Annotated in this window: 20 protein-coding genes; 14 read left to right on the top strand and 6 right to left on the bottom strand. The window is 49.6% G+C overall.

Annotation, left to right across the window (positions count from 1 at the left end; genetic code table 11):
- Positions 1 to 166: 166 nt before the first annotated feature.
- A complete protein-coding gene (locus PN498_RS03790; RefSeq protein WP_272061350.1) occupies positions 167 to 535 on the top strand; it encodes a nucleotidyltransferase domain-containing protein in 369 nt (122 codons plus the stop codon).
- Positions 532 to 1,017 (top strand): hypothetical protein, encoded by a 486-nt coding sequence (locus tag PN498_RS03795; protein WP_272061351.1) that lies wholly within the window; start codon positions 532 to 534, stop codon positions 1,015 to 1,017. The genes PN498_RS03790 and PN498_RS03795 overlap by 4 nt, the downstream gene beginning before the upstream one ends.
- 63 nt (positions 1,018 to 1,080) lie before the next feature.
- On the opposite strand, the gene PN498_RS03800 is transcribed toward PN498_RS03795, so the two are convergent.
- The 4 genes from PN498_RS03800 to acpP form a co-directional block, all read right to left on the bottom strand.
- Positions 1,081 to 1,746, bottom strand: coding sequence for an SDR family oxidoreductase (locus PN498_RS03800; protein WP_272061352.1), 666 nt, complete (start codon positions 1,744 to 1,746; stop codon positions 1,081 to 1,083).
- Between the two features lie 327 nt (positions 1,747 to 2,073).
- On the bottom strand, positions 2,074 to 4,074 hold the full coding sequence (tkt, locus tag PN498_RS03805; RefSeq protein ID WP_272061353.1) for a transketolase: 2,001 nt from the start codon (positions 4,072 to 4,074) through the stop codon (positions 2,074 to 2,076).
- A 240-nt stretch (positions 4,075 to 4,314) separates the two neighbouring features.
- On the bottom strand, positions 4,315 to 5,568 hold the full coding sequence (fabF, locus tag PN498_RS03810; RefSeq protein ID WP_272061354.1) for a beta-ketoacyl-ACP synthase II: 1,254 nt from the start codon (positions 5,566 to 5,568) through the stop codon (positions 4,315 to 4,317).
- Between the two features lie 77 nt (positions 5,569 to 5,645).
- Positions 5,646 to 5,891: an acyl carrier protein gene (gene acpP / locus PN498_RS03815; protein ID WP_272061355.1), complete on the bottom strand. Its 246-nt coding sequence runs from the start codon at positions 5,889 to 5,891 to the stop codon at positions 5,646 to 5,648.
- A gap of 511 nt (positions 5,892 to 6,402) precedes the next feature.
- Here acpP and psaC point away from each other — a divergent pair.
- The 3 genes from psaC to PN498_RS03830 all read left to right on the top strand — a co-directional run bounded on the left by psaC (position 6,403) and on the right by PN498_RS03830 (position 7,712).
- A complete protein-coding gene (gene psaC / locus PN498_RS03820) occupies positions 6,403 to 6,648 on the top strand; it encodes a photosystem I iron-sulfur center protein PsaC (protein WP_272061356.1) in 246 nt (81 codons plus the stop codon).
- A 274-nt stretch (positions 6,649 to 6,922) separates the two neighbouring features.
- Positions 6,923 to 7,240: a hypothetical protein gene (locus PN498_RS03825; RefSeq protein WP_272061357.1), complete on the top strand. Its 318-nt coding sequence runs from the start codon at positions 6,923 to 6,925 to the stop codon at positions 7,238 to 7,240.
- A 103-nt stretch (positions 7,241 to 7,343) separates the two neighbouring features.
- Positions 7,344 to 7,712: a cupin domain-containing protein gene (locus PN498_RS03830; RefSeq protein WP_272061358.1), complete on the top strand. Its 369-nt coding sequence runs from the start codon at positions 7,344 to 7,346 to the stop codon at positions 7,710 to 7,712.
- Here the strand turns inward: PN498_RS03830 and PN498_RS03835 are convergent.
- Positions 7,709 to 8,869, bottom strand: coding sequence for a quinone-dependent dihydroorotate dehydrogenase (locus PN498_RS03835; RefSeq protein WP_272061395.1), 1,161 nt, complete (start codon positions 8,867 to 8,869; stop codon positions 7,709 to 7,711). The two genes, PN498_RS03830 and PN498_RS03835, sit on opposite strands and share 4 nt — an antisense overlap.
- Positions 8,870 to 9,487: 618 nt before the next feature.
- Between PN498_RS03835 and PN498_RS03840 the strand changes: the two genes are divergently transcribed.
- From PN498_RS03840 to PN498_RS03855, 4 genes are all read left to right on the top strand, one after another.
- Entirely contained in the window at positions 9,488 to 12,304 is a 2,817-nt protein-coding gene (locus PN498_RS03840; protein ID WP_272061359.1) for a sensor histidine kinase, read from the top strand.
- A gap of 152 nt (positions 12,305 to 12,456) precedes the next feature.
- Complete coding sequence (locus tag PN498_RS03845; RefSeq protein WP_272061360.1) at positions 12,457 to 12,900, top strand: DUF4058 family protein; 444 nt, start codon at positions 12,457 to 12,459, stop codon at positions 12,898 to 12,900.
- A gap of 50 nt (positions 12,901 to 12,950) precedes the next feature.
- Positions 12,951 to 14,756, top strand: a complete 1,806-nt coding sequence (ggt, locus tag PN498_RS03850) for a gamma-glutamyltransferase (protein ID WP_272061361.1) — start codon at positions 12,951 to 12,953, stop codon at positions 14,754 to 14,756.
- 128 nt (positions 14,757 to 14,884) lie between these two features.
- On the top strand, positions 14,885 to 15,028 hold the full coding sequence (locus PN498_RS03855; protein WP_272061362.1) for a chlorophyll a/b-binding protein: 144 nt from the start codon (positions 14,885 to 14,887) through the stop codon (positions 15,026 to 15,028).
- 147 nt (positions 15,029 to 15,175) lie between these two features.
- On the opposite strand, the gene glsA is transcribed toward PN498_RS03855, so the two are convergent.
- Complete coding sequence (glsA, locus tag PN498_RS03860) at positions 15,176 to 16,138, bottom strand: glutaminase A (protein ID WP_272061363.1); 963 nt, start codon at positions 16,136 to 16,138, stop codon at positions 15,176 to 15,178.
- A gap of 337 nt (positions 16,139 to 16,475) precedes the next feature.
- Between glsA and PN498_RS03865 the strand changes: the two genes are divergently transcribed.
- From PN498_RS03865 to PN498_RS03885, 5 genes are all read left to right on the top strand, one after another.
- Positions 16,476 to 16,718: a hypothetical protein gene (locus tag PN498_RS03865; protein ID WP_272061364.1), complete on the top strand. Its 243-nt coding sequence runs from the start codon at positions 16,476 to 16,478 to the stop codon at positions 16,716 to 16,718.
- A 367-nt stretch (positions 16,719 to 17,085) separates the two neighbouring features.
- A complete protein-coding gene (locus PN498_RS03870; protein WP_272061365.1) occupies positions 17,086 to 18,822 on the top strand; it encodes a diflavin flavoprotein in 1,737 nt (578 codons plus the stop codon).
- 196 nt (positions 18,823 to 19,018) lie between these two features.
- Positions 19,019 to 19,540, top strand: a complete 522-nt coding sequence (locus PN498_RS03875) for a phosphate-starvation-inducible PsiE family protein (RefSeq protein WP_272061366.1) — start codon at positions 19,019 to 19,021, stop codon at positions 19,538 to 19,540.
- A gap of 91 nt (positions 19,541 to 19,631) precedes the next feature.
- On the top strand, positions 19,632 to 21,386 hold the full coding sequence (locus PN498_RS03880; RefSeq protein WP_272061367.1) for a diflavin flavoprotein: 1,755 nt from the start codon (positions 19,632 to 19,634) through the stop codon (positions 21,384 to 21,386).
- Between the two features lie 88 nt (positions 21,387 to 21,474).
- Entirely contained in the window at positions 21,475 to 22,350 is an 876-nt protein-coding gene (locus tag PN498_RS03885) for an S-methyl-5'-thioadenosine phosphorylase (protein ID WP_272061368.1), read from the top strand.
- Positions 22,351 to 22,402 lie beyond the last annotated feature (52 nt).

A 22,402-nucleotide genomic window follows, 5' to 3' on the forward strand; every position in this document is an offset into this window, starting at 1 on the left:
AATTTCGTAGGGCTTTGCCCTTCCCGGAGGGTATTTTGAATTCCGCGTAGCGGTACTAGAAGCATGAAATACCGGTTAAATATAGGGTCTGGCGAATCGAGCTGATCCGAGCAATCTGCAATTTGCGGTAGGATCGACCTAAGGATTTGCCGACGGAGTTTGCTAAATGTTGCCGATCCCGCCGGAAAAAATGGCTGAATATCGAGCGGCTGCCAAGCGTAGGCATCAAGACAAGCGCGATCGCTTAAAGGTCAGATATCAATTAGCTCAACAGGTCGCTCAACAAGCTGCGGAGATGCTGAAGCAAGACTTTCAAGCGGATAGGGTGGTATTGTTTGGGTCCATGCTATCAGACGAGTTTGTCCACGAGCGCTCAGATATTGATCTTGTTGCTTGGGGCATCAATCCGAGCGAGTATTACCGCGCGGTAGGCCGTTTACAGGGATTGGATTCTCGTTTTGCAATTGATTTAATCGAAGGAGAAGCAATTCCACCCCGTTTGGTCAGCGCCATTGAAGCAGGCAGAGCGTTATGAATCCGGAAGCAATTGTCTTAGCTACTCGCGTTCGTGCTGAACTAGCAGATCTCGAAATCATTATCGAACGTGCTCAACGCCTTTTAGCCAAAGCCGCCCAAGACGAAGACTATCTAGATGGAGTAGCCCTGAATTTGCACAGCTTCTATACAGGAGCTGAACGTATTTTGGAAGATATCGCTCGCGAAATTGATGGTGTCATTCCAACAGGTCCTGATTGGCATCGAAATTTGCTCATTCAGATGTCGGCTGAGGTGAAGACGATCCGCCCGCTAGTTATTCAGCATGACACTCGCCTATGTTTGGACAACTATCGAGGTTTTCGTCACGTAGTCAGAAACGTTTACACCTTCAACCTCAAACCAACTCGCTTGAAAGAACTTGTGGACGGGCTTGCTGACTGCTACGAGGATTTATCAAACAACATTCAGCAATTTTGCGATTTCTTGGAAGCCTCTACAGAATCAGACAGCAGTAGATAACAGTCACGCAAGATTACAGCACGGGTGGCATCTATTCTTTAATCTTTAAGCAACTTTCTTAGATTACCAGGGCAGGACTTCACCATTGCTGTGCCAAAACGTTCCGGTGTTATCCAAGTTCAGCTCTTTGATTCGCATTAATAGCCCTTTCACAGATTCTTCAGGGGTGATGCCGTTTTGCGTGAATCCTGTCATGCGGGTACTCACCAGCCCAGGATGCAGAATACCTACAGCAATTCCCTGTGACTTAAGGTCTTGCGCTAAAGATTTACCTGCCATCGACATCGCAACTTTGGACATACGGTAGCCATAGGAGCCACCTGATGTGTTGTCATCGATGGATCCCATGCGGCTGGTCATCATAATGATTTTGCTACCTGTTTGTAGATTCGGGAGCAGTGCTTTGGTCAGGCGCAGAGGTCCGATCGCGTTGACCTCAAATTGTTTACGAATACTTTCAATATCGAGATTATCCAAGCTCACTCGCTCGACGATACCGGCATTGTTAATCAGGACGTCTAGAGTAATGCCTTCCAGCTTGCTGACGAGCTGAGCAATAGACTCATCAGAGGTGATATCGACATCGGTTTCAACGCGAACCCCCAGCTTGTCTAGCTCATCTGAACTGGAGCGACAAACGGCAATTACATTCTCACCTTGCTGCTGGAGCTGCTTGCAGTATTCATAACCGATGCCTCGGTTTGTCCCGGTCACTAGATAAGTTGCCATGCGATCGCTCCCTTTCTCAAACAAGGTATCTGATATGCCTCTATCACCGTAGCGAACCCCAGGAAAAATGCTTGATCACTTCAAAAGATGGACAAGTGAAGCTGTCTTACCTGGATTCTAGATGTCTCTTTACCCGTAGCTAGCTCGCCATATCAACAAAATATCGGAAAAAGGGAGCTGCACAGCTCCCTTTTTCCGATATGGCCATCGTGTTCAGTTCTGTTAGAACAAGACAGCGATCCAGATGGCGATGTACCCAATACTCGGGTGCTGGTTGGTGCCTCAGCCTAGAGAGCTAGAACCCTATTCCAGCGATTCCGAAACCGATTAGAGCGCGTTTGCCCGTGCTACGACGTTTTCAACGGAATAGCCAAACTTCTCCAGCACCGTTTTGCCCGGAGCTGACGCACCAAATCGCTCGACGCTGATGACATCGCCTTCAGCACCCACATAGCGGCACCAGCCCATGCCAATACCGGCTTCCACAGCTAAACGTTTGGTTACCGCTTTGGGAAGAACAGACTCTTGATAGTCGGCATCTTGGGCGTCGAAAAGCTCCCAAGACGGCATCGAAACAACGCGAACTTTCTGACCTGATGTGGTGAGTTGCTCAGCGGCGTCTACACAGAGCTGGACTTCGCTACCGGTACCAATCAGGATCAGGTCAGGCGTGCCGTCGCAGTCCACAACCGCATACGCCCCCTTAGCGGTTCCTTCAATCGAAGATCCTGCCAATTGAGGCAGCGCCTGGCGAGACATGGCTAACAGAGTCGGCGTCTGGCGATTTTCAACGGCAACCTTATAAGCTCCCGAAGTCTCGTTACCATCTGCGGGGCGAATAACCGTCAAATTAGGAATAGCGCGCAGGGAGGCAATGGTTTCTACCGGCTGGTGGGTGGGTCCATCTTCGCCCAAACCAATAGAGTCATGGGTTAGAACATAGATCACACCGGCTTGAGACAGCGCTGATAGGCGAATTGCTGCCCGCATATAGTCGGCAAATACCAGGAAGGTAGCGCAGTAGGGAATAAGCCCTGAACTATGCAGTGCAATGCCGTTACAAATGGCACCCATGCCGTGCTCACGGACCCCAAAACGAATGTTGCGGTTTTCGTAAGCCCCTTTTTGGAAATCACCGGAGACCTTCATAAAGGTATTGTTGGACTTGGTGAGGTCGGCAGACCCCCCAATCAGCTCAGGCAAAGCGGGTGCTAAAGCATTCAATGTGGCTTCAGAGGTTTTCCGGGTCGCGATCGCCTTGTCATCCGTTGAGTAAGTGGGCAACGCTTCGGCCCAGTTCTCAGGCAGCTTGCCCGACAGCATCCGCTCAAACAGCGCAGACTCTTCAGGATATTGTGTCCGGTAGGTTGCCAGCGTCTCCTCCCACTCAGCTTGATAGCTGGCGCCTCGCTCCACAGCTTTTCTCATGTGGTTTAGCGCATCCTCAGGGACTTCAAAATCGCCATAACCCCAGCCCAAAGATTCACGAGTGAGATTGATTTCGTCGCCGCCTAAGGGAGAGCCGTGAACACCAGCCGTATCTGCCATGTTAGGAGACCCATAGCCAATGGTGGTCGTGACCTTAATCATGGTCGGCTTGTCGGTGACGGCTTTAGCCTCTTCGATCGCCTGAGCAACGGCATCCAAGTCTGTGTTTCCGTTCTCAACGTGTAGAACGTGCCAGCCATAAGCCTCGAAGCGCTTCGAGACGTCCTCAGTGAAAGCGATGTCAGTAGAGCCGTCGATGGAGATATGGTTGTCGTCATACAGTGCGATGAGCTTACCTAGCCCTAGGTGTCCTGCTAGAGAACAGGCTTCGCCAGAGACGCCTTCCATATTGCAGCCATCACCTAAAATGACGTAGGTGTAATGGTCCACAATCGTAGTGTCGGGCTTGTTGAAACGAGCCGCTAGATGAGCTTCAGCCATCGCCAAACCAACGCCGTTGCAGATGCCCTGCCCAAGAGGGCCAGTTGTGACTTCAATACCAGGGGTTTCAAAGTTTTCGGGGTGACCCGGTGTAGTGGATCCCCACTGACGAAACTGTTTGATGTCGTCTAGAGAAACGCTGTCGTATCCGGTCAGATAAAGCAACGCATACTGCAACATGCAACCATGCCCTGCTGACAAGACGAAGCGATCGCGATTGAACCAATTGGGATTTTTGGGATTGAAGCGCATAAACTTATCCCACAACACATAGGCCATGGGAGCCGCCCCCATCGGTAGACCAGGGTGACCAGAATTTGCCTTCTGAACAGCATCAATAGCCAAAAAACGAATCGAATTGACGCAAAGCGCCTCTAAGGATTGGGATGCGACAACCATAGACCTAAATACTCAATGATGGGACAGCAGATACCTGACACTCGTGCCTGCTCGGGCTAGTCGCGATCGCACGACTGCCCGGTGATCTTAATCATCCCATCGACACTGCCGTCTAACAAGCTGTCAAAGGGGGCCATTCAAAGCGTTGGCTGCACAGAACGGGATGAGTTGCAGAATGTGTATCAGGATTTAAGCGTTGAACACCTTGTAGTAAGTCATTATACCTATTAGTTTGTAGCCTCAACTACGGTATTTCTGAAAAACTAAGGTGACATTGTGACCGCCAAACCCGAATGAGTTAGAGAGCACCACATCTGCGGACAGTTTTCGCGATTGATTAGGAACGTAGTCCAAATCGCAGCCCGTATCTGGATTTTGGAGATTGATTGTAGGCGGCACGTGGTCCTGATTGACAACCATCGCTGAGGCCACCCCTTCAATTCCCCCCGAGCCGCCCAGTAAGTGCCCCGTCATGGACTTGGTTGAGCTGACGGCAATTTTTTGCGCGACATCCCCTAGAGCAGTTTTGATTGCCTGAGTTTCAGTGGGATCATTGGCCGGCGTACTAGTGCCATGGGCGTTGACGTAGCTCACCTTGTCAGCCGTGATGTCGGCATCTTTCAAGGCCAGTTGAATGCATCGAGCTGCACCTTCACCACCTGGAACGGGAGCTGTCATGTGGTAAGCATCACAGGTCATGCCATAGCCAACAATTTCAGCATAGATTTTGGCACCCCGACTTAGGGCATGCTCCAATGATTCCAAGATCAGGATGCCGCAGCCTTCGCCGATAACAAAGCCATCGCGATCGCGGTCAAAAGGCCGACTGGCCAATTGTGGCTCGTCATTGCGGGTCGATAAGGCCCGGGCAGAAGCAAACCCGGCTACTGATAGAGGTGTCACAGCAGCTTCTGTTCCTCCGCAGATCATGGCTTGGGCATAGCCCTGCTGCACTAGCCGGAAAGCATCCCCAATCGCGTTGGAGCCAGCAGCACAGGCAGTTACAGGACAAGAATTGGGACCCTTCGCGCCGGTATGAATGGCCGTTAGACCAGCAGCCATGTTGGCAATCATCATGGGGACCATGAATGGGCTGCAGCGACTGGGGCCTCGATTCAGGAAGACCGTTTGTTGTTCCTCCATGACCTTCAAACCACCGACCCCGGTCCCAATCATGACGCCAACTTGCTCAGCATTGAGCGCTGTAATTTCTAATCGAGCGTCTGCTAACGCTTGCCGACTGGTTGCCACAGCGAATTGGGCGAAGCGATCCATGCGCTTGGCATCTTTGCGATCCATGTAGTCGTGGGGATCAAAACCCTTTACCTCAGCCGCAATTCGAGTGACGTGCTGGGAAGCATCGAAATGGGTAATAGGGCCAATTCCCGATTTCCCAGCTAGCAAACCTTGCCAATAGCTTTCCAAATCATTACCCAGTGGCGTTATTGCACCTAAACCGGTAATGACAACTCGCTTTTTTTCCAACTCTCTCATAGCTCACCTACGCAGCAGATACACGTCATTAATTATTGAGTATCTGCGATAACAACATTGCACGGGCTAAGCGATCGCTATGCCGCCTTCTTATCTTTGATGAAATCGACGGCTGCCTGTACAGTACCAATCCCTTCAGCAGCTTCATCTGGAATTTCGATATCAAACTCCTCTTCCAAAGCCATGACTAGCTCAACAGTATCCAAGGAATCCGCACCCAAATCATTCGCAAAACTTGCTTCTGGTTTGACTTCTGCTTCGTCTACACCCAGTTGCTCAGCGACAATCTTTTGAACTTTCTCAAAAACCACTTCCTGGCTCATAATTCAAACCCTTCTCGGCTATCACAATAAACATCACCAAACCCCTAGACCACAAGTGGGATGTGGGAAATTGAAACGCAATACAGCTTCAAACACCACACAGTTTGGTTTTAGACATTTCTAAAGTTTATCGGAAAGCGTGCCTTGGCTTCGTGGGGATTTTTGAACGACTTTGAAGCCTTAGCAATATGTCAATTCAATCGTGAGTTGTTTGAAGTTGATCACAAGTGGCAATGCAAGTGGTAATAATTTGAGTGCGGCCAGTAAGCTGCTGATAGCACAGTAATCAAGAAAACTATGGCTGACCCTAGACTTCCTCTATGGGAAAGCGGTGTAGTATTACGTTCTATAAATTTTTGAAGGGTTCTACTGAGACCGGGAAAATCGACCCCTTAGACTACCTAAAAGATAGGAGAACCCTTAGCGTTTGTTCGTTTCAGAGCGTATTCACACCAGTGGCGTCTTTGTAACGATATTTGAATGTCCCGTTAACATTGGAGCCTTCATTTCAATGTCTCACTCTGTCAAAATTTACGATACTTGTATCGGCTGTACTCAGTGCGTGCGAGCTTGCCCCACTGACGTTCTAGAAATGGTGCCTTGGGACGGCTGCAAAGCTGGTCAAATTGCTGCTTCCCCCCGCACCGAAGACTGTGTTGGTTGTAAGCGGTGCGAAACTGCCTGTCCTACTGATTTCCTTAGCATTCGAGTTTATCTAGGTGCTGAGACTTCTCGTAGCATGGGTCTGGCCTACTAGATACGTTTAACATGACTTAAAGAGCTGATTGTCTGTCTCCTCAGGCAATCAGTTTTTGCTTAAGGGCTTGTTTTGCCTTGTTCGTATTTCCTTGCCCAAGCATTGATAAACGAAGGATAATTTCCAAATCTTGGAAACTGTCCGATAGCTGACTGACCCATGCATAGTAGTCAATACAAGTGTGTAGTACGGCTTGTTATAGAACTAAATCTATTGATGTAATTGAACTGCCGTATAGTAAAAGAACTGCTGCTCCAATTTAGATGCCAAGGTTATGTCCGTATTTCTGCAACTCGTTTTTGCTGTTGCTTATCGTTTAGTCCAAGCAATACAGCCTTTCTTAGTCCCCATTTGTTTCGTGCTGGCGTGGACGACGCTTGCCTTTATGCTGTGGAGTTTGTGGGCAATGCTGCGAGATGGTGTGCAGCGAGCAAAGCTTATGCACCAGATTCCTTGCTCTCGGTGCCAATACTTCTCAGGCAACTACTTACTAAAATGTCCGCTGCATCCAAGGGAAGCGCTTTCAGAAGCCGCTATTTCCTGTCGAGATTTTGAATCCGTTGGGTTAGAACGTCCCCTTTCTGAGAGCTAGCTGGTCATAGCAAGCGGTGGTAGACGTTCGTTCACTCTTCTTTTCTGCTGCCTCTACGGGAAATCGCTATGACGTCTACAGCCTTATTGGAGACCCCGTTGCCATGCTTGTTAAGACCTTGCAAGATTGTGAGATGTTTATCGCCGGAGACAACACTCAGCTTCGAGAACTTCTGCACCCGGATAAGCAACCCATTGATCTGAGATACAGTTTGGCCCACGCGATCGTTCCCGTTGGGCAAACCTCAGTCGATCACTCGCTAACGACCTCTGAGGTGTACTACATTCTCAGCGGGCAGGGCAAAATGCACATCAACGATGAGACTCAGGCTGTTGGGCCAGGGGATGCGATTTACATTCCTCCCAATGCTCGTCAGTTTATTCAAAATATAGGGACTGAACCGCTCGTTTTCGTGTGTATCGTCGACCCGGCTTGGCGAGCTGAAGACGAAACCGTGTACAAAAACGATTAATCAATAAACGGTAGCTGCTGCCCGATCGCCTCGTCTATTCGCTTAATTTGATGTCGCTCTAGCTGTTGTGCTAATCCGGTGAGAACGTGGCGCACCATTTCAGGTCCCCCATAGACCCAGCCTGTATAAACCTGTAAAAGCGTTGCCCCAGCACCGATCTTGTTCCAAGCATCTTGGGCGGTAAAGATGCCGCCAACACCCAAGATGGGAATTTGCCCTTGGCTTTTTCGATAGAGAAATTGAATGACCTCTGTGGCCCGATCGCGCAAAGGTGCACCGCTGAGTCCACCCGTCTCCTCCGCAGCTCGATTCCCAGTAGGCCAAATTCGATCCGTTCGCAGTCCTTCACGACGAATCGTCGTATTCGTAGCGATGATGCCCGCTAGGTTGTGTGCATGAGCTAACTCTAGGACGTCAGCGATCGCTGCCCAATCCAAATCGGGAGCAATTTTGACCAGCAGCAGCTTACCGTCCGTATTCTCAACTTGTAGGGCAGCCAAGATAGGGGCAAGGTTCTCGCTGGCCTGGAGCGATCGCAAGCCTGGTGTGTTAGGGGACGAGACGTTGACGACAAAATAATCACCCAGCGTTTTGAGCAGTCGAAAACTCTGGACATAGTCATCAACAGCCTGATCTAAGGGCGTAACTTTTGATTTTCCCAAATTAATGCCGATGGGAATGAGCGACGGTTGCTCTTGCCAATAAAGCTTAAGCCGTTGCGAAAGCTGTGCTGCACCCTGGTTGTTAAACCCCATACGGTTGATTACAGCACGATCGCGGGGGAGTCGAAAGAGGCGCGGTTGAGGATTGCCGGATTGCGGATGAAAGGTTACTGTCCCAAGTTCAGCAAATCCGAAGCCCAAGAGTGACCAAGCAGGGGCTGCAAGGCCATCTTTATCAAATCCGGCGGCAAGTCCTAGCGGATTTGGGAACGTACAGCCCCAAAGAGATTGAGATAGGCAGGGATGAGAAAATTGACAGCGATCGCGCAGCCAATTCCGAGTGGCCGTGGATATCCATTGGGGAGCGTTGCTTGTATCGTCAGCAGTATTTGTCAGCATTTTGAGCAGGTTCAGCGTCTGCTGATGCAGCCATTCGGGATCTGTTCTAAAACCTTGAAACAGCAGCGGCCTGACCCCATGCTGATACCAATCCACCATGATCTTTAACCTTGCGATCGCCTATCTTGAGTCTATTGAATGAAGGCGGTGCGATCGCGCTTTTGTTCACTTACTGGTGATGAGTTTGCTGTAGCTGGGAAATTGTAATGGTCTTCAATTGAACAAATCAACGATTTTTTCGTCTCTAAAATCGTCAAAGCCTTTTGTCTAAAAGGCAAACACAGATCATCTGTAAAGTTTGGGTAGACTGCTCATTGAAGCTGCTGCTCATCACACCTAACGATCTTGCTTCTTTCTAAAATTGTCAACGGACTTGAGGACTCAGTGTCCGACGATACAGGCAGTCGCAGGATAACCCCCCATCTGTATTACTCATTCTGCATGAACCCCACACAAAGATTTTCTGGTATCAACACGCCTAAAAGTTTGTATGACCGTTTAAGGTACAAGAGTTATAGACTTGTGGGTACTTATACCTTGTTCAAATCGGGCTGTTCGCTGATTTCATGAATCACGAACAGCTATAAAGTTGCCTCCAAACCATCTAGTGCTTCTCGTTAACTATTTTCGGCATTGCATTCGACATGCTGCTGATAACTTCCTATACGAACTCCTGCGAAATTCGATTTCTGCTTAGAAAATCACAGACTCGCTATGGTTTCGACATTACCTAATCCCAATCCTGAAAGACGTCTTGTTGCACTCGCACGCATCCTAAAGCTGTTACGCGATACTGAGGATTTTGAATATTTAGTCTCCTCCTTGCTTGAGAATTTGAAGGAGGAACTGGGCTACACGCTGCTCTGGTTTGGAATCTACCAGCGGACTCAGCAACAGGTTGTTAGTCAGGGCTATGTAGCTTCAAAACCTCATCGTCTGCTGAAGAGCAACTTTTCGCTGGAACCCGGCGATCTGATGGAGCAGGTCGTTGTTCAGCAACGGCCTCTCATTATCAACGATTTGCAAGTGGAATCTCGTATTGCTGCCTGGAACACTTTGGCGGAACAGCTGGACATTCAGGGCGCTCTCATGTTTCCTGTGCGACGGCGAGAGGTTTGCTACGGAGTCCTGCTGATGGGATCCAACCAGTGGGGGCAGACAATCAGCAATAGCGATCGCACCTTCATCTCTACTATTTGCGGCGCGCTAGCAGATGTTCTCCACAAACGTGAGCAGGCGCTTCAAACTCAAAAGCGAAAAGATCCGGGTACGGCTGTCTTCAGTCTGATTGAACAGCTCAGAACGGTAGTTGATCGAGACGAACAACTCTCAATCGTGGCTCAGTCCATTTTTCAGTTTGTTGATGCTGACCGCGTTCGTATTTTTTGGCTTAATTCAACAGACTTTGAGTTTTGGGAGCGGTTGACGATTCAAGCGCCCTCATCGAAAAACCAAAAACGGTACACGTCTGATGCACCGGGATTAACCATTAGCGCAAGCAAAATCAAAGGGGTCTATCAAGTTCTACACAATCAACAGCTCTTGGTTGTGGGGGAAGCTCAAAGTTCTCACACTGCCAGCGTTCCTGACCAGTTCATGAAACTGTTGAAAGCTAGTGCTTTGATGGTTACTCCTATTTTTGAGCATCAAATGCTGTTGGGATTTATCAGCGTTGAGAATAAGAAACCTCAGGTTTGGAATGAGGCCAATCGAGATTACTTGACAACGGTTGCTAGCTTAACGGGACTGATGATGCCGAGCTTGTCGGTTGAAGAAGTTCGGCAACAATCCGATGCAGAAGTTCAACTGCTGACTGGGCTAGTCCACAGTATTCAAAACGACAGCGATTGGCATCAAACGCTAGAGAAGTGTGGTGAAGATATTTGTCAGGCCACGGACGCGCAGCATTTTTTAGTGCTCTTGCATGATGCCGAGCGAGGCGGATACAACATCGTTTTTCGCAAAACGGGACCTCTACGTAATCGGCTATCGTTGACCTGGCCGACATTGGATGAGGTGGATTGGCAAATGCTGGAGAGCAGTGAATCGGCGATCGCGATCAACGATCTCACTAATGATCTCAAGTTGCTGGCTTGGCGAGAAAACTTTCAGACATTGGAGGCTCAATCTTTGCTGGCCTGCAATGTCGCTCCGGGCAATGCTCCAGAAGGCATTGTTGTCTTAGCTAGTCGGGCACCACGTCAATGGTCTCCAGCAGATTCTCAACTGTTGCAGAAGATCGGACACCAGATCGGACTCATTTTGCGGCAGTGGCAACTTCAGCGCCAGACTGATCAGCAAGAAGACCTGTATGGTTCGATTCAGTGGGGCTTGAGAACCCTACAGCAAACGTCGCAGCTTGAACAGTTAGAAGAATCTGCCTGCCAGAATTTGATTGATTTGCTGCATGCTTCCCTAGTTGTGCTGGTGACCTGGCACGTAGGCGATCCCATTGCTCGTGTGAGTCATCTCATTTCTCACAGTATGGATTTCACAGTCAATCAAGAGGTCGATATTCCAATTGGCTCTGACGCCATTATTAACTGGGCACAACAGACCGATGGACCTCTGTCAGTTACTTGGGAAGATTTTCCGCCTGAAACCCGTCAGTGGATTTCTGCACCCCCTGAAAGCAAGTTCTTGCTGATGGTTCTAAAGACGGCAGATCGGCATGTTCCTAATGGCGTCTGGATTGTAGCCGCAGGGCCTGATCGCAAATGGACCGATCATGACTTCAGTCTTATCTCGCTGCTATCAAGTCAGTTAGCGTGGTCACGTCGTCATCTAAGCGTAGTGAATCTACTGCTTTCACGCCAAGAGTCCCTGGAAATGCTCAATTGGTACAAGCACAAGCGGTTGGCGGAGGTCTATCGCCACTTAGATGCCAACTTGCAACGGCTGAGCGACCCAATGACAGGAGAAAAAGATCTGACCCATCAGCAACAACTGCAGCTCGTCCGGCAATTAGGGACGCTGACCCACGGTTTGAAAGAGATACTGCACAAAGAAGCCTGGGAACTACAAAGTCACCAACAGACAACACCACTCATTAGCTTATTGAATCGTCTGATGGAGCGTGTCAATCCGCTCATTCAGGCACGGCATTTGTGGGCAAAGGTTCACAATGACAGCAACGTCATCATTGCGGGTGATTTGGAGAAAATTGAGTTCGTTTTGTTTGAACTAGTCGTTGCTGCCTGTGAGCGATCGCCTGAACAAGGCCGTTTGGATATTTGGTGTCGTCCCTTGGATCGTTCCTTCATGGAACTTTCGATTACGGATGATGGTGATGTTCCGCGTCAGCTACTCAAAGATTTGAAGCACGGCAGACCTGACGACATTTTGGTCCCTTCTCCACTCGATGGTCCACCAGGTCTACATTTCAGCATTTGCCGAACGCTTATCCATCAGTTGGGTGGTCAATTTAGTATGCAGAAGCTGGACGACGGACGAATTATGACTCGGCTATTGTTAGCGATCGCCGGCAAGGGTAAGGGGAAACCACCAATGGGATTGCCGAAGAAAAACTAACCGTATTTGGTATGAAGAAGTTTTAAGTTTAGGCGATCAGTTCTGATTTCAGATTCAGCGCATGGACTTATCATTATTTCAAGGTTTTTAGGACACCACCTGGTAATGTCGCCTTTTCCCGGTGTGGATCCCTATCTAGAGCATCCGGAGATTTGGCCGGGTGTTCACCTATTGCTAACAAGCGTCCTGGTCGGGGCCGACAATCCTATGAAACGAAGCGAGTGCAAGTCCTCAACAGTGCGACTCATTTAGTAGAAATTGATCTGTTGAGAGCCTTAGACCCTATGCCAATGTTTGGGGACTTCCAAAGTCACTACAGAATTTTGGTGAGCCGAAGTCATCTCAGACCTCAGGCTGATCTCTACACGTTTAACTTGTCGGATGAAATACCTGTTTTCCCCTTACCACTGAGACCTCAAGATGAGGAGCCTTTAGTGTTTTTGCAGTCTTTGCTGAATGAGATTTATGATCGCTCCGGCTATGACCTGAAGCTTGATTACCGACCAGACCCCGTGCCTGCTTTAGCTCAAGAAGAAGCAGTATGGTTAGACGAGTTGCTTCGGAATAGAGGATTGCGGTCTTCTCATGGGCAGTGATTCTCGGGCATACCGGAAGCAGCTTTCCAATCATCATCCCATTAGAAAAAATGAATCGTCGTTCGATTAGGACTGCTCTCGTTGGCGTGGGTCTCTGTGTGTGGATTACTGTGGGCGTATGGTTGAGCCTTCCCGCGCGATCGCAACAGCCCAGCCATATCGCTACAGGCACAAGCGGTGCAGTAGCGAGTGTCGATGTTGACGCTACTCAAATTGGCATTGATATTCTTAGGGCAGGGGGTAATGCGGTGGATGCCGCGATCGCAACGGCGGCAGCGCTGGGTGTAACCGATCCCTTTTCTGCGGGAATTGGCGGCGGTGGCTTCATGATGATTTATCAGCCTGAAGGTGACACCGTAATTACTTTGGATGGCCGTGAAGAAGCCCCTGCTGCTACGATTCCTGATCTCTTCCGCGATCCCGACAGTACCACAGGTGATTCCCTACCCTTTTTCCCAAATCGCATCAGCAGTGGACTGGCCGTTGGCGTTCCGGGAACGCCGCTCAACTGGGCGACAGCGCTAGAGCGTTATGGCACGCTATCGCTGTCGGAGGTCTTACAGCCTGCGATCGCTTTGGCCGAAGACGGTTTTACAGTAGATCAAACTTTTGCAGACCAAATTACGCAAAATCAAGGTCGTTTTACCGCTTTCACAAGTACTCAGCCACTCTATTTGCCAAACGGTGATGTCCCTGAAGTTGGCAGTCTGTTTCGTAATCCAGATATTGCAAAGACCTATCGCCTCCTGGCAGAGAAGGGTGTGAATGCTTTTTACCGAGGCGAAATCGGTCAGGCGATCGCTCAAACTGTTCAAGCTCCTCCCGTCATAGTTGACCCCCCGTTCAAGGTTTGGCCTGGACGCTTGACCGCTGCCGATCTGGATCGTTATGAAGTCCGCATTCGTCCTCCAGTTGAAAGCACCTATCGGGGCTATCGGTTTTATGGTATGGGATTGCCCAGCAGCGGTGGCATCACCGTAGCGCAAACGCTGAATTTGTTGGCAGGCTACAACTTAAGCGCGATGGAGCGGGCGGCAGCGCTACATTGGCTAATCGAGGCTGAGAGGCTAGCGTTTAGCGATCGCAATGCCTATCTCGGTGATTTAGAGTACGTCGATGTGCCAACACCAGGACTGTTGAGTACTGATTATGCGACGAGTCGGCGAGCTGATCTACTGTCTCAGCCTCCTGAAACAGCAGATTACCGAGCTACACCGGGAAATCCGCTACCCTACCAGCAAGACCCTAGTCCCAGCCTGAATACGATGCCGACGGTCTCCAATGTTGAGGAGTTGGAAGGGAGATCAACAACCCATTTGACCGTTATCGATGATGCGGGGATGGCTGTGTCCTACACCTTGACACTGGAATCGACTGGAGGATCTGGCATTGTGGTGCCTGGATACGGGTTTATTCTCAACAACGAGCTAACCGATTTCAATACTGAAGTGCCTCATCCCAATGTGCCAGAACCAGGTAAGCGTCCTCGCAGCAGTATGGCCCCGACCATGGCCGTTGCGCCAGATGGCGGATTCATTGCATGGGGTTCTCCTGGTGGGTCAACCATCATCACCACAGTGTTAGGCATTGCGGTCAACATAATTGACTTCGAGATGGATTTAGAGGCGGCGATCGCGGCTCCTCGTATCTCTCAGCGCAACGGCGGGGCGACACTGGTTGATCAAGGTTTCGAAGAATCTGATATTGGCAAAGCTCTATTAGCTAAAGACCATCTATTGTTGAGTGCCACCGAGATTGGGGCCGCAACAGGAATTTTTGTCAAGTCCGATGGCGTTTTGACAGCGGTAGCTGAACCCAATAGACGAGGTGGAGGTAGCGCTATGGCTTTGAAATAGGGCACTTTAGTATCATGCGCTGCAAAGTCTAAATAAATGTTGCAATTCCTGTAGAGAGTGGTTAATATTTATTTACAGAGGAGAGCACAAATATTGTAGTCCCCTTGAACTTAGATAGAGGTTTAGACATGACTGAAGAGCAAGGCAAGTTTGGTTTTACTCGGTTCGCAGAAAACTGGAATGGTCGCTTGGCTATGCTAGGTTTCGTCATTGGCCTAGCAACTGAGTACGTCACTGGTCAGGGCATCCTGTCTCAGCTAGGTCTGATGTAGATTTTTTCATCGATCTCATTGAAGCAGCCTTCTACGGTCTTGGAGAAGTGCTGCTTCTACCCTAAGGGCGAGATCACTTTGTTTAGTCAGAGGTCTTCTAGGGTGGGCAGTTGCCCACCCTTTTTTGTTGCGGAATTTCGAGTCCCTTCATGAGGATAAACTGTCCTTCAATCGACAGTGCCCCATAGATAGATCAAAGAGATGAAACCCATATTCCTGGGAAAGCGCTTCAAATACTTTGAGGCCACGAACGCTGTTGCCATTCTGATCGAGTGGTGGCGAAAAGACGGCAATGCCCGCTTGATTAGGAACCACTGCCAGAATGCCACCCGAGACACCGCTCTTTGCCGGAATTCCGACTCGGTAAGCCCATTCCCCAGCAAAGTTGTACATGCCGCAGGTGTACATCACGCTGAGGATGTCGCGAACATATTCTGGCTTAACAACCTGTTCTCCGGTTAAAGGATGTCGGCCTTGATTTGCCAATGCTGCGGCCATTGTTGCCAAATCTTGACAGGTGACGAATAAGGCACATTGCTGAAAATACAGATCGAGGACTTCTTCGAGGTTGTCGCCAATCATGCCGAAGTTGAGCATGAGGTGCGCCATTGCTCGGTTGCGGTGCCCAGTTGCCCGTTCTGACAGAAACGTGGAGATATCCACATAGACTTCTTTCCCCACATAGCGGCGAAACATCGCGAGTAGGCGATTTAACCGCTCCGTTGGATTGTCCCCTTTGATGAGACCTGTGGTTGCGATCGCCCCAGCATTAATCATGGGGTTATCAGGCCGATGCGAATCTTCGTCCAGCCGGATTAGGGAGTTAAAGGGATCCCCTGTGGGTTCTACGCCGACTTTTTCAAGGAGGCGATCGCGACCCCAGTCTTCCAGGGCCATTCCATACACAAACACCTTTGAAATAGACTGAATCGTGAATGGTTGCCCGACGTCTCCTACCTGAAAGACCTGGCCGTCTGTTGTGACGACGCTGATCGCAAAATAGTGAGGATCAACCTTCGCTAACTCAGGAATGTATGAAGCAAGCTGACCAGCATCCAGGTCGCGATATTGCTGGTGAAGCGATTCAATAAAAGTCTGTATGGAGGGCATTGTGAAGTGAGTGAGGTTGATTTGACCCCTGAACTTTTGGCTGCCAAAACAATATCAGCTTGTTGGATTCAGTTTCTTTCAGCGCATGAAGTAATCTGCAAGGGCAACGAACACTATCAAGGCTGAGCCTCCAAAAGTGATTGCCACAGAGCATTACAGAAGATGGGTCGACTGGAATAGTCAAAGCTGATTGCAACGGAAGGTTAGTGGAGTCTGGGGGTATTATGGATCGAAGGCTAGCAAGGAAAGACGACGAACAGACTAACCTCTTTGTGATTGTGCATAAAATCTGTTTTGCCTTCCTATCCACCGATAACTTGATTGACGTAACTTGAGCATGAGCGAAAGACTAGACCGCATCGAAGCACAGCAGGAAGCCAACACCCAAGCCATTGCTGCCTTTGCTGAGCAGTTAACCATTTCTACTCAAGAGCATGACCGCCGCATGGATGACCATGATCGCCGCATGGCTGAGATCGACAGACGACTAGCTAGATTGACTCAACTTGTGGAACGTTTTGTTGGTCAAACATTGAGTCACGAAGAGAGACTATCAGCGTTGGAGCGAGGTGCACGATAGCTAGACATGCCTGGTTCTGATTTGTGGCAAACGACTTAGCGGATTGCGTTGATACGGGTCGAAATTTGTCGTGTATTTGCAGCAGCTATCTACAGCAGTATTGCTACCCATTCCGAGCGACTTATGTAGCGGGCTATTTGACTCTCAGCTTTGGCGTAGCCTTTTCCATGAATAGTTGATGTAAGTCCTATTCGTACTTTTCTCTCAGTATTCACACTGATTTTTTATTTGTACAGCAAATACAAAAAATAACTTTCTATATATTTTGCTTATGAATTCGTTTTAAGATTGGCATTTTACGAATTCCAACCTTGAAGTAATCATAGGAGCATGCTTATCGAACATCCGCTTAGGATAGATAAAACTTATGGTTGCACTCATTAGTTCACCCCAAGCTGCTTCTTTGCAGAGCCGATTGACGCTTCAGACTGGAGCGATCGCCAAAAATTCCACCGCAATTCGCTGCCTCGACTGGGACCGAGACCGCTTCGATGTTGAATTTGAGCTGCAGAACGGTACCACTTACAATTCATTCCTAATTCAAGGCAGCCAAACGGCATTGATCGACACGTCTCATCGCAAGTTCGAAAATCTCTATTTTGATCGCCTCAAGGGGCTAATTGATCTTGCCGATATTGATTATCTAGTCGTTAACCACACCGAACCTGACCACAGTGGATTAATTCAATCGCTGCTGGAGCAAGCGCCTCACTTAACTGTTGTGGGATCCAAAGTGGCCATTCAGTTTTTAGAAACTCAGGTGCATTGTGATTTCAATGCCCGTCGAGTGAAAAGTGGCGATCGCCTAGATCTCGGTCAAGGTCACGAGTTGGAATTTATCTCAGCGCCCAATCTGCATTGGCCTGATACTATCCTGACCTACGACCACGGCACGCAAGTTCTCTATACCTGTGATGTCTTCGGCATGCATTACTGTGATGATGCTCTCTACGATGAAGTCCCTCAGCTGCTAGAGCCTGATTTTCAGTACTACTACGATTGTTTGATGAAGCCTAATGCTCGCTCGGTGCTAGGAGCACTCAAGCGTATGGCTCCACTCACCATTGGTTTGGTCGCCACAGGTCATGGCCCTCTATTGCAGCACCATCGCGAAGACTGGCTGCACCGTTATCGGACGTGGAGTGAGGCCCAATCAAAAGCGGCCCCCTTCGTTGCTGTGTTATACGCAAGTGGCTATGGCTATAGTGATCGCCTGGGTCGTGCCATTGCCCAGGGTATTCGCAAAACGGGTACGGACGTCGAATTAATGGATATTCAGGAAGCGGATTCCCATGAAGTCCGGGAACTGGTGAGTGAGGCGGCTGGTTTGGTTGTGGGAATGCCACCCCAAACAGAATCAAGCGCTCATTCACAGACTATCCTCAGTTCTGTGCTGGCGATCGCCAACAAGAAGCAAGTCATTGGTCTGTTTGAAACAGGTGGCGGACAGGACGAGCCGATTTATCCCTTGCGAAATCGATTCCGAGAACTAGGTCTAACGGAAGCTTTTGCGCCTATCGTCATCAAATCAATTCCCTCAGAAGTGACCGACAAACTCTGTGAGGAATCTGGCACTGATTTAGGTCAACGGCTGAACCGAAGCCGCGCGAAGCAGCAGGGTAAGTCACTTGAGGCTGGCATGGATCAAGCTTTAGGACGCCTTAGTAGCGGACTGTATCTGTTAACCGTTCGCAAGGGAGATGTTACAGGGGCGATGCTAGCGTCCTGGGTCATGCAGGCTAGTTTTCAACCTTTGGGCGTTGCGATCGCGGCCGCCAAAGACCGAGCCATTGAATCGCTTCTACAAGTTGGTGACACCTTCGTCCTCAACACTTTGGAGGAAGGTAACTATCAGCATCTGATGAAACATTTCCTCAAGCGATTTCCCCCCGGTGCTGACCGTTTCGCTGGCATTGATACTCATGCTGCCGCTAATGGCTCTCCTATCTTGGCTGAAGCTCTAGCCTATCTAGAATGCACTGTCAACCATCGTTTGGACGCTAGTGACCACTGGATTGTATGTTGCACAGCTAAGGCTGGACGAGTCGCCAACGTGGATGGATTGACTGCTGTCCATCATCGCAGAGTCGGAAGCCATTATTAGAACCCACAGGACTGATGCAAGCTATTCGACTGTATAGCCAACGTCAAGGAGTAGGCATTGCTCCACGTTGCCTGTAGATAGTCAGCATAAGTCCCAACCCATCAATTCGTCGAAGCGCTGCGAATAACCAGTTACGCCGTTAGGACTTCGGCGGCATTCACCTGCTAACCCTATCGCTGTTTAAGCCACTGATATCATGCAACCCATCTCATCACCTTCTTCCCGTTGGACCAACTGGCTCAATGGCGCTCACGTCGTTCGTATTTTGGAACTGGTACAAGATCTAATTGTCATTTCGCTCTGCATTGGTCTGTTTAGCTTTATGGTGATGCAGCTGCGAGAAATGTTTCTATCGCTGCTACCGCCTCTGAACTTTCCTCATGTCACCGCAGATATCTTATTTCTGCTAATCATGGTGGAGCTCTTTCGCTTGCTGATTATTTATTTGAAGGAGCATCGCGTATCGATCGGAGTCGCTGTAGAAGTCTCCATCGTCTCTGTGCTCCGAGAAATCATTGTGCACGGCATTCTTGAAACTCCTTGGGTTCAAGTCCTTGCTGCCTGTTCCTTTCTGCTGGTTTTGGGAGCCTTATTGGTGATTCGTGTGTGGATTCCACCAACTTTTGATGGTATCGACCCAGAGCAACAAATTTCTCGCCGTCATCGAATGCGATTTGCTCAAGATTTGAATGAAGTGAGTAGCAGGTCGGACCAGTGACCTCACGCTTGTCTCCAATAGCTTCCGCTCGCTTTTAGTGCCTTGATTCAGCCAGCCGTCCTGTCTTCTTTGCCCATCACGTGACAATTCTATGACTTACTCCACAGCGCCAAACCCCGTCTCTCTGCCTACCGCACCCCGCCCGCGAGATGTTCAAGTTGCTGACATCGGACAGCAGACTCAGGTCTTGCGATCGCGAGCCTGGGAACGCCTCAAGTTTGAAGTTGAATATGCTCGTCGCCACGGCACTACGGCTAACTCCTATCTCATTCGTGGAAACAAAACGGCCCTTCTCGATCCGCCTGGCGAATCCTTCACGACGATTTACCTAGAAGCACTACAACAGCAAATCGACCCCAAGGACATCAGCTACATCATCACCAGCCATGTCAATTCCAACCGCATGGCGACCCTGAAGCAATTGCGAGAACTTGCTCCCCAGGCCATCTTTGTCTGTTCGCGGCCAGCTGCTAATACGCTTAAAAATACTGCGATCGTCCCAGAGGAATCTCTATACCCAGTGCGCTCTGGCGACAGTTTAGAGTTGGGACAAGGCCATCGGCTGGAGTTTATCACCGTCCCGACACCTCGCTGGCCAGATGGATTGTGCACTTACGATGCAGCAACAAAAATTCTCTACAGCGATAAACTGTTTGGTGCCCATATCTGTAGTGAAGCCCTGTGGGATGAGAGTTGGCGTCAGCTAGAGGCAGATCGCCGCTACTATTTTGATTGTCTGCACGCGCTTCAGGCTCGCCAAGTTGAAACGATGTTGAATCGCTTAGAGCCGTTTTCTCTACAGTGTATTGCCCCTGGTCATGGGCCACTGGTACGCTACAGCCTCAGTCGGTTGTGTCAGGATTATCGCCAATGGTGCCAGCAGCAAATTCATCGGACGCTGCGAGTGGCGCTGTTGTACACCTCAGCTTATGGCAACACCGCTAAAGTTGCTGATGCGATCGCGAAAGGTCTGATTGCAGCTGATCTAGCAGTCGAATCGATCAACTGCGAATTCACCAGTCCTGACGAAATTGCCCAAACGGTTAAAGCCTGCGATGGCTTCATCATCGGTTCACCTACATTGGGAGGACATGCTCCGGTGCAAATTCAAACGGCTTTAGGTACTATTTTGGCGAATGTTTCCAAGACAAAACCCGCTGGTGTGTTCGGTTCCTATGGTTGGAGTGGAGAAGCGATCGACCTGTTGGAACAGAAATTGCGAGATGCGGGCTATCGATTCGGGTTTGAGCCTATCCGTGTGCGCTTTACCCCAAATCAAACTGCTTTAACAGACTGCGAAACTGCTGGAACGCAATTTGCTCAACGACTTCGTAAGCGATTAAAACAGCAGGTCTCTCGCCAAGCGATAACCACCGCGCAAGCTGATCGGACTGCTCAGGCAATAGGGCGCATTATCGGATCGCTTTGTGTCGCAACAGTTCAGCAGGACAATATTTACAGCGGCATCTTAACCACCTGGATTTCTCAAGCCAGCTTTAGCCCACCGGGTCTGATGCTAGCGCTACCATCTCACGAATCCGCATTTGGCAATTTGCAGCCAGGTCAATCCTTGGTCCTCAACATTCTGAAAGAAGGACGCACTGTTCGACGTCATTTTACGCACCAGCAAGCGACTCAATTCACTGACTGCCCATTAGCGACTCAAACATCTGAAAACGGCGGTCTGATTATCGCCGATGCCCTCGCCTATCTGGAATGTACGGTTGAATCGGTCACATCCACTGGAGATCATCAACTCATCTATGCCAAAGTTCTCACAGGCAACCTGCTAGAAGCGGACGGCATGCCAGCCCTGCAGCATCGTAAATCGGGCAGTCAATATTAGAAGGACGACTGTGCGATATTTCTCATGTCTTGCTTTTATGAATGAGAAATATCGCTACAATCGACGGGGTTGAACAACATCACCATCTATGACAGAACAGGCGAAGATCGGCATTATCGGTGGCAGTGGTCTCTACAAAATGGAGGCACTCACTGATATTGAAGAAGTTCAGATAGAGACTCCCTTTGGCAGTCCTTCGGATGCCTTGATTATGGGCACTTTAGAAGGGACACGGGTGGCGTTTCTAGCCCGTCATGGGCGCAATCATACGCTGATGCCTTCCGAGTTGCCTTTCCGTGCCAACATCTACGCAATGAAATCGGTTGGAGTTGAGTATCTGATTTCGGCCTCTGCAGTCGGTTCCCTGAAGGAAGCGGCTAAGCCGTTAGACATGGTAGTGCCTGATCAATTCATCGATCGCACTAAAAATCGCGTCTCCACCTTCTTTGGTGATGGCATTGTGGCACACATCTCCTTTGGCGATCCGGTCTGTTCTGCCCTCGCAAAAGCGATCGCGGATGCGGTGTCTAGCCTCGATTTACCAGATGTTTCCCTGCATCAAGGGGGGACCTACGTCTGCATGGAGGGACCCGCCTTTTCGACCAAAGCGGAGTCCAATCTTTATCGCAGCTGGGACGCCACGGTGATTGGGATGACGAACTTACCAGAAGCTAAGCTGGCGCGGGAAGCCGAAATTGCCTACGCCACGCTTGCGTTGGTCACCGATTACGACTGCTGGCATCCAGACCATGACAGCGTCACGGTCGAAATGGTCATCGGCAATCTGATGAAGAACGCCAAGAATGCTCAAGACGTCATCCGGGCCGCAGTGCGTATCTTGGCAACTGAAGCCCCCAAATCTGAAGCCCATGATGCCCTGAAGTACGCCATCATCACACCGCTCGACAAGGCTCCTCAAGCCACATTGGATAAGCTCGGTTTACTCCTCAAGAAGTACCGCTAGGACAAGCAAAGACAATGGCAGCAGGATGAGCATCAGATAGTTGCCATAGAAA

Source organism: Oscillatoria sp. CS-180 (assembly GCF_028330965.1).
Taxonomy (GTDB): Bacteria; Cyanobacteriota; Cyanobacteriia; order Phormidesmidales; family Phormidesmidaceae; genus Halomicronema.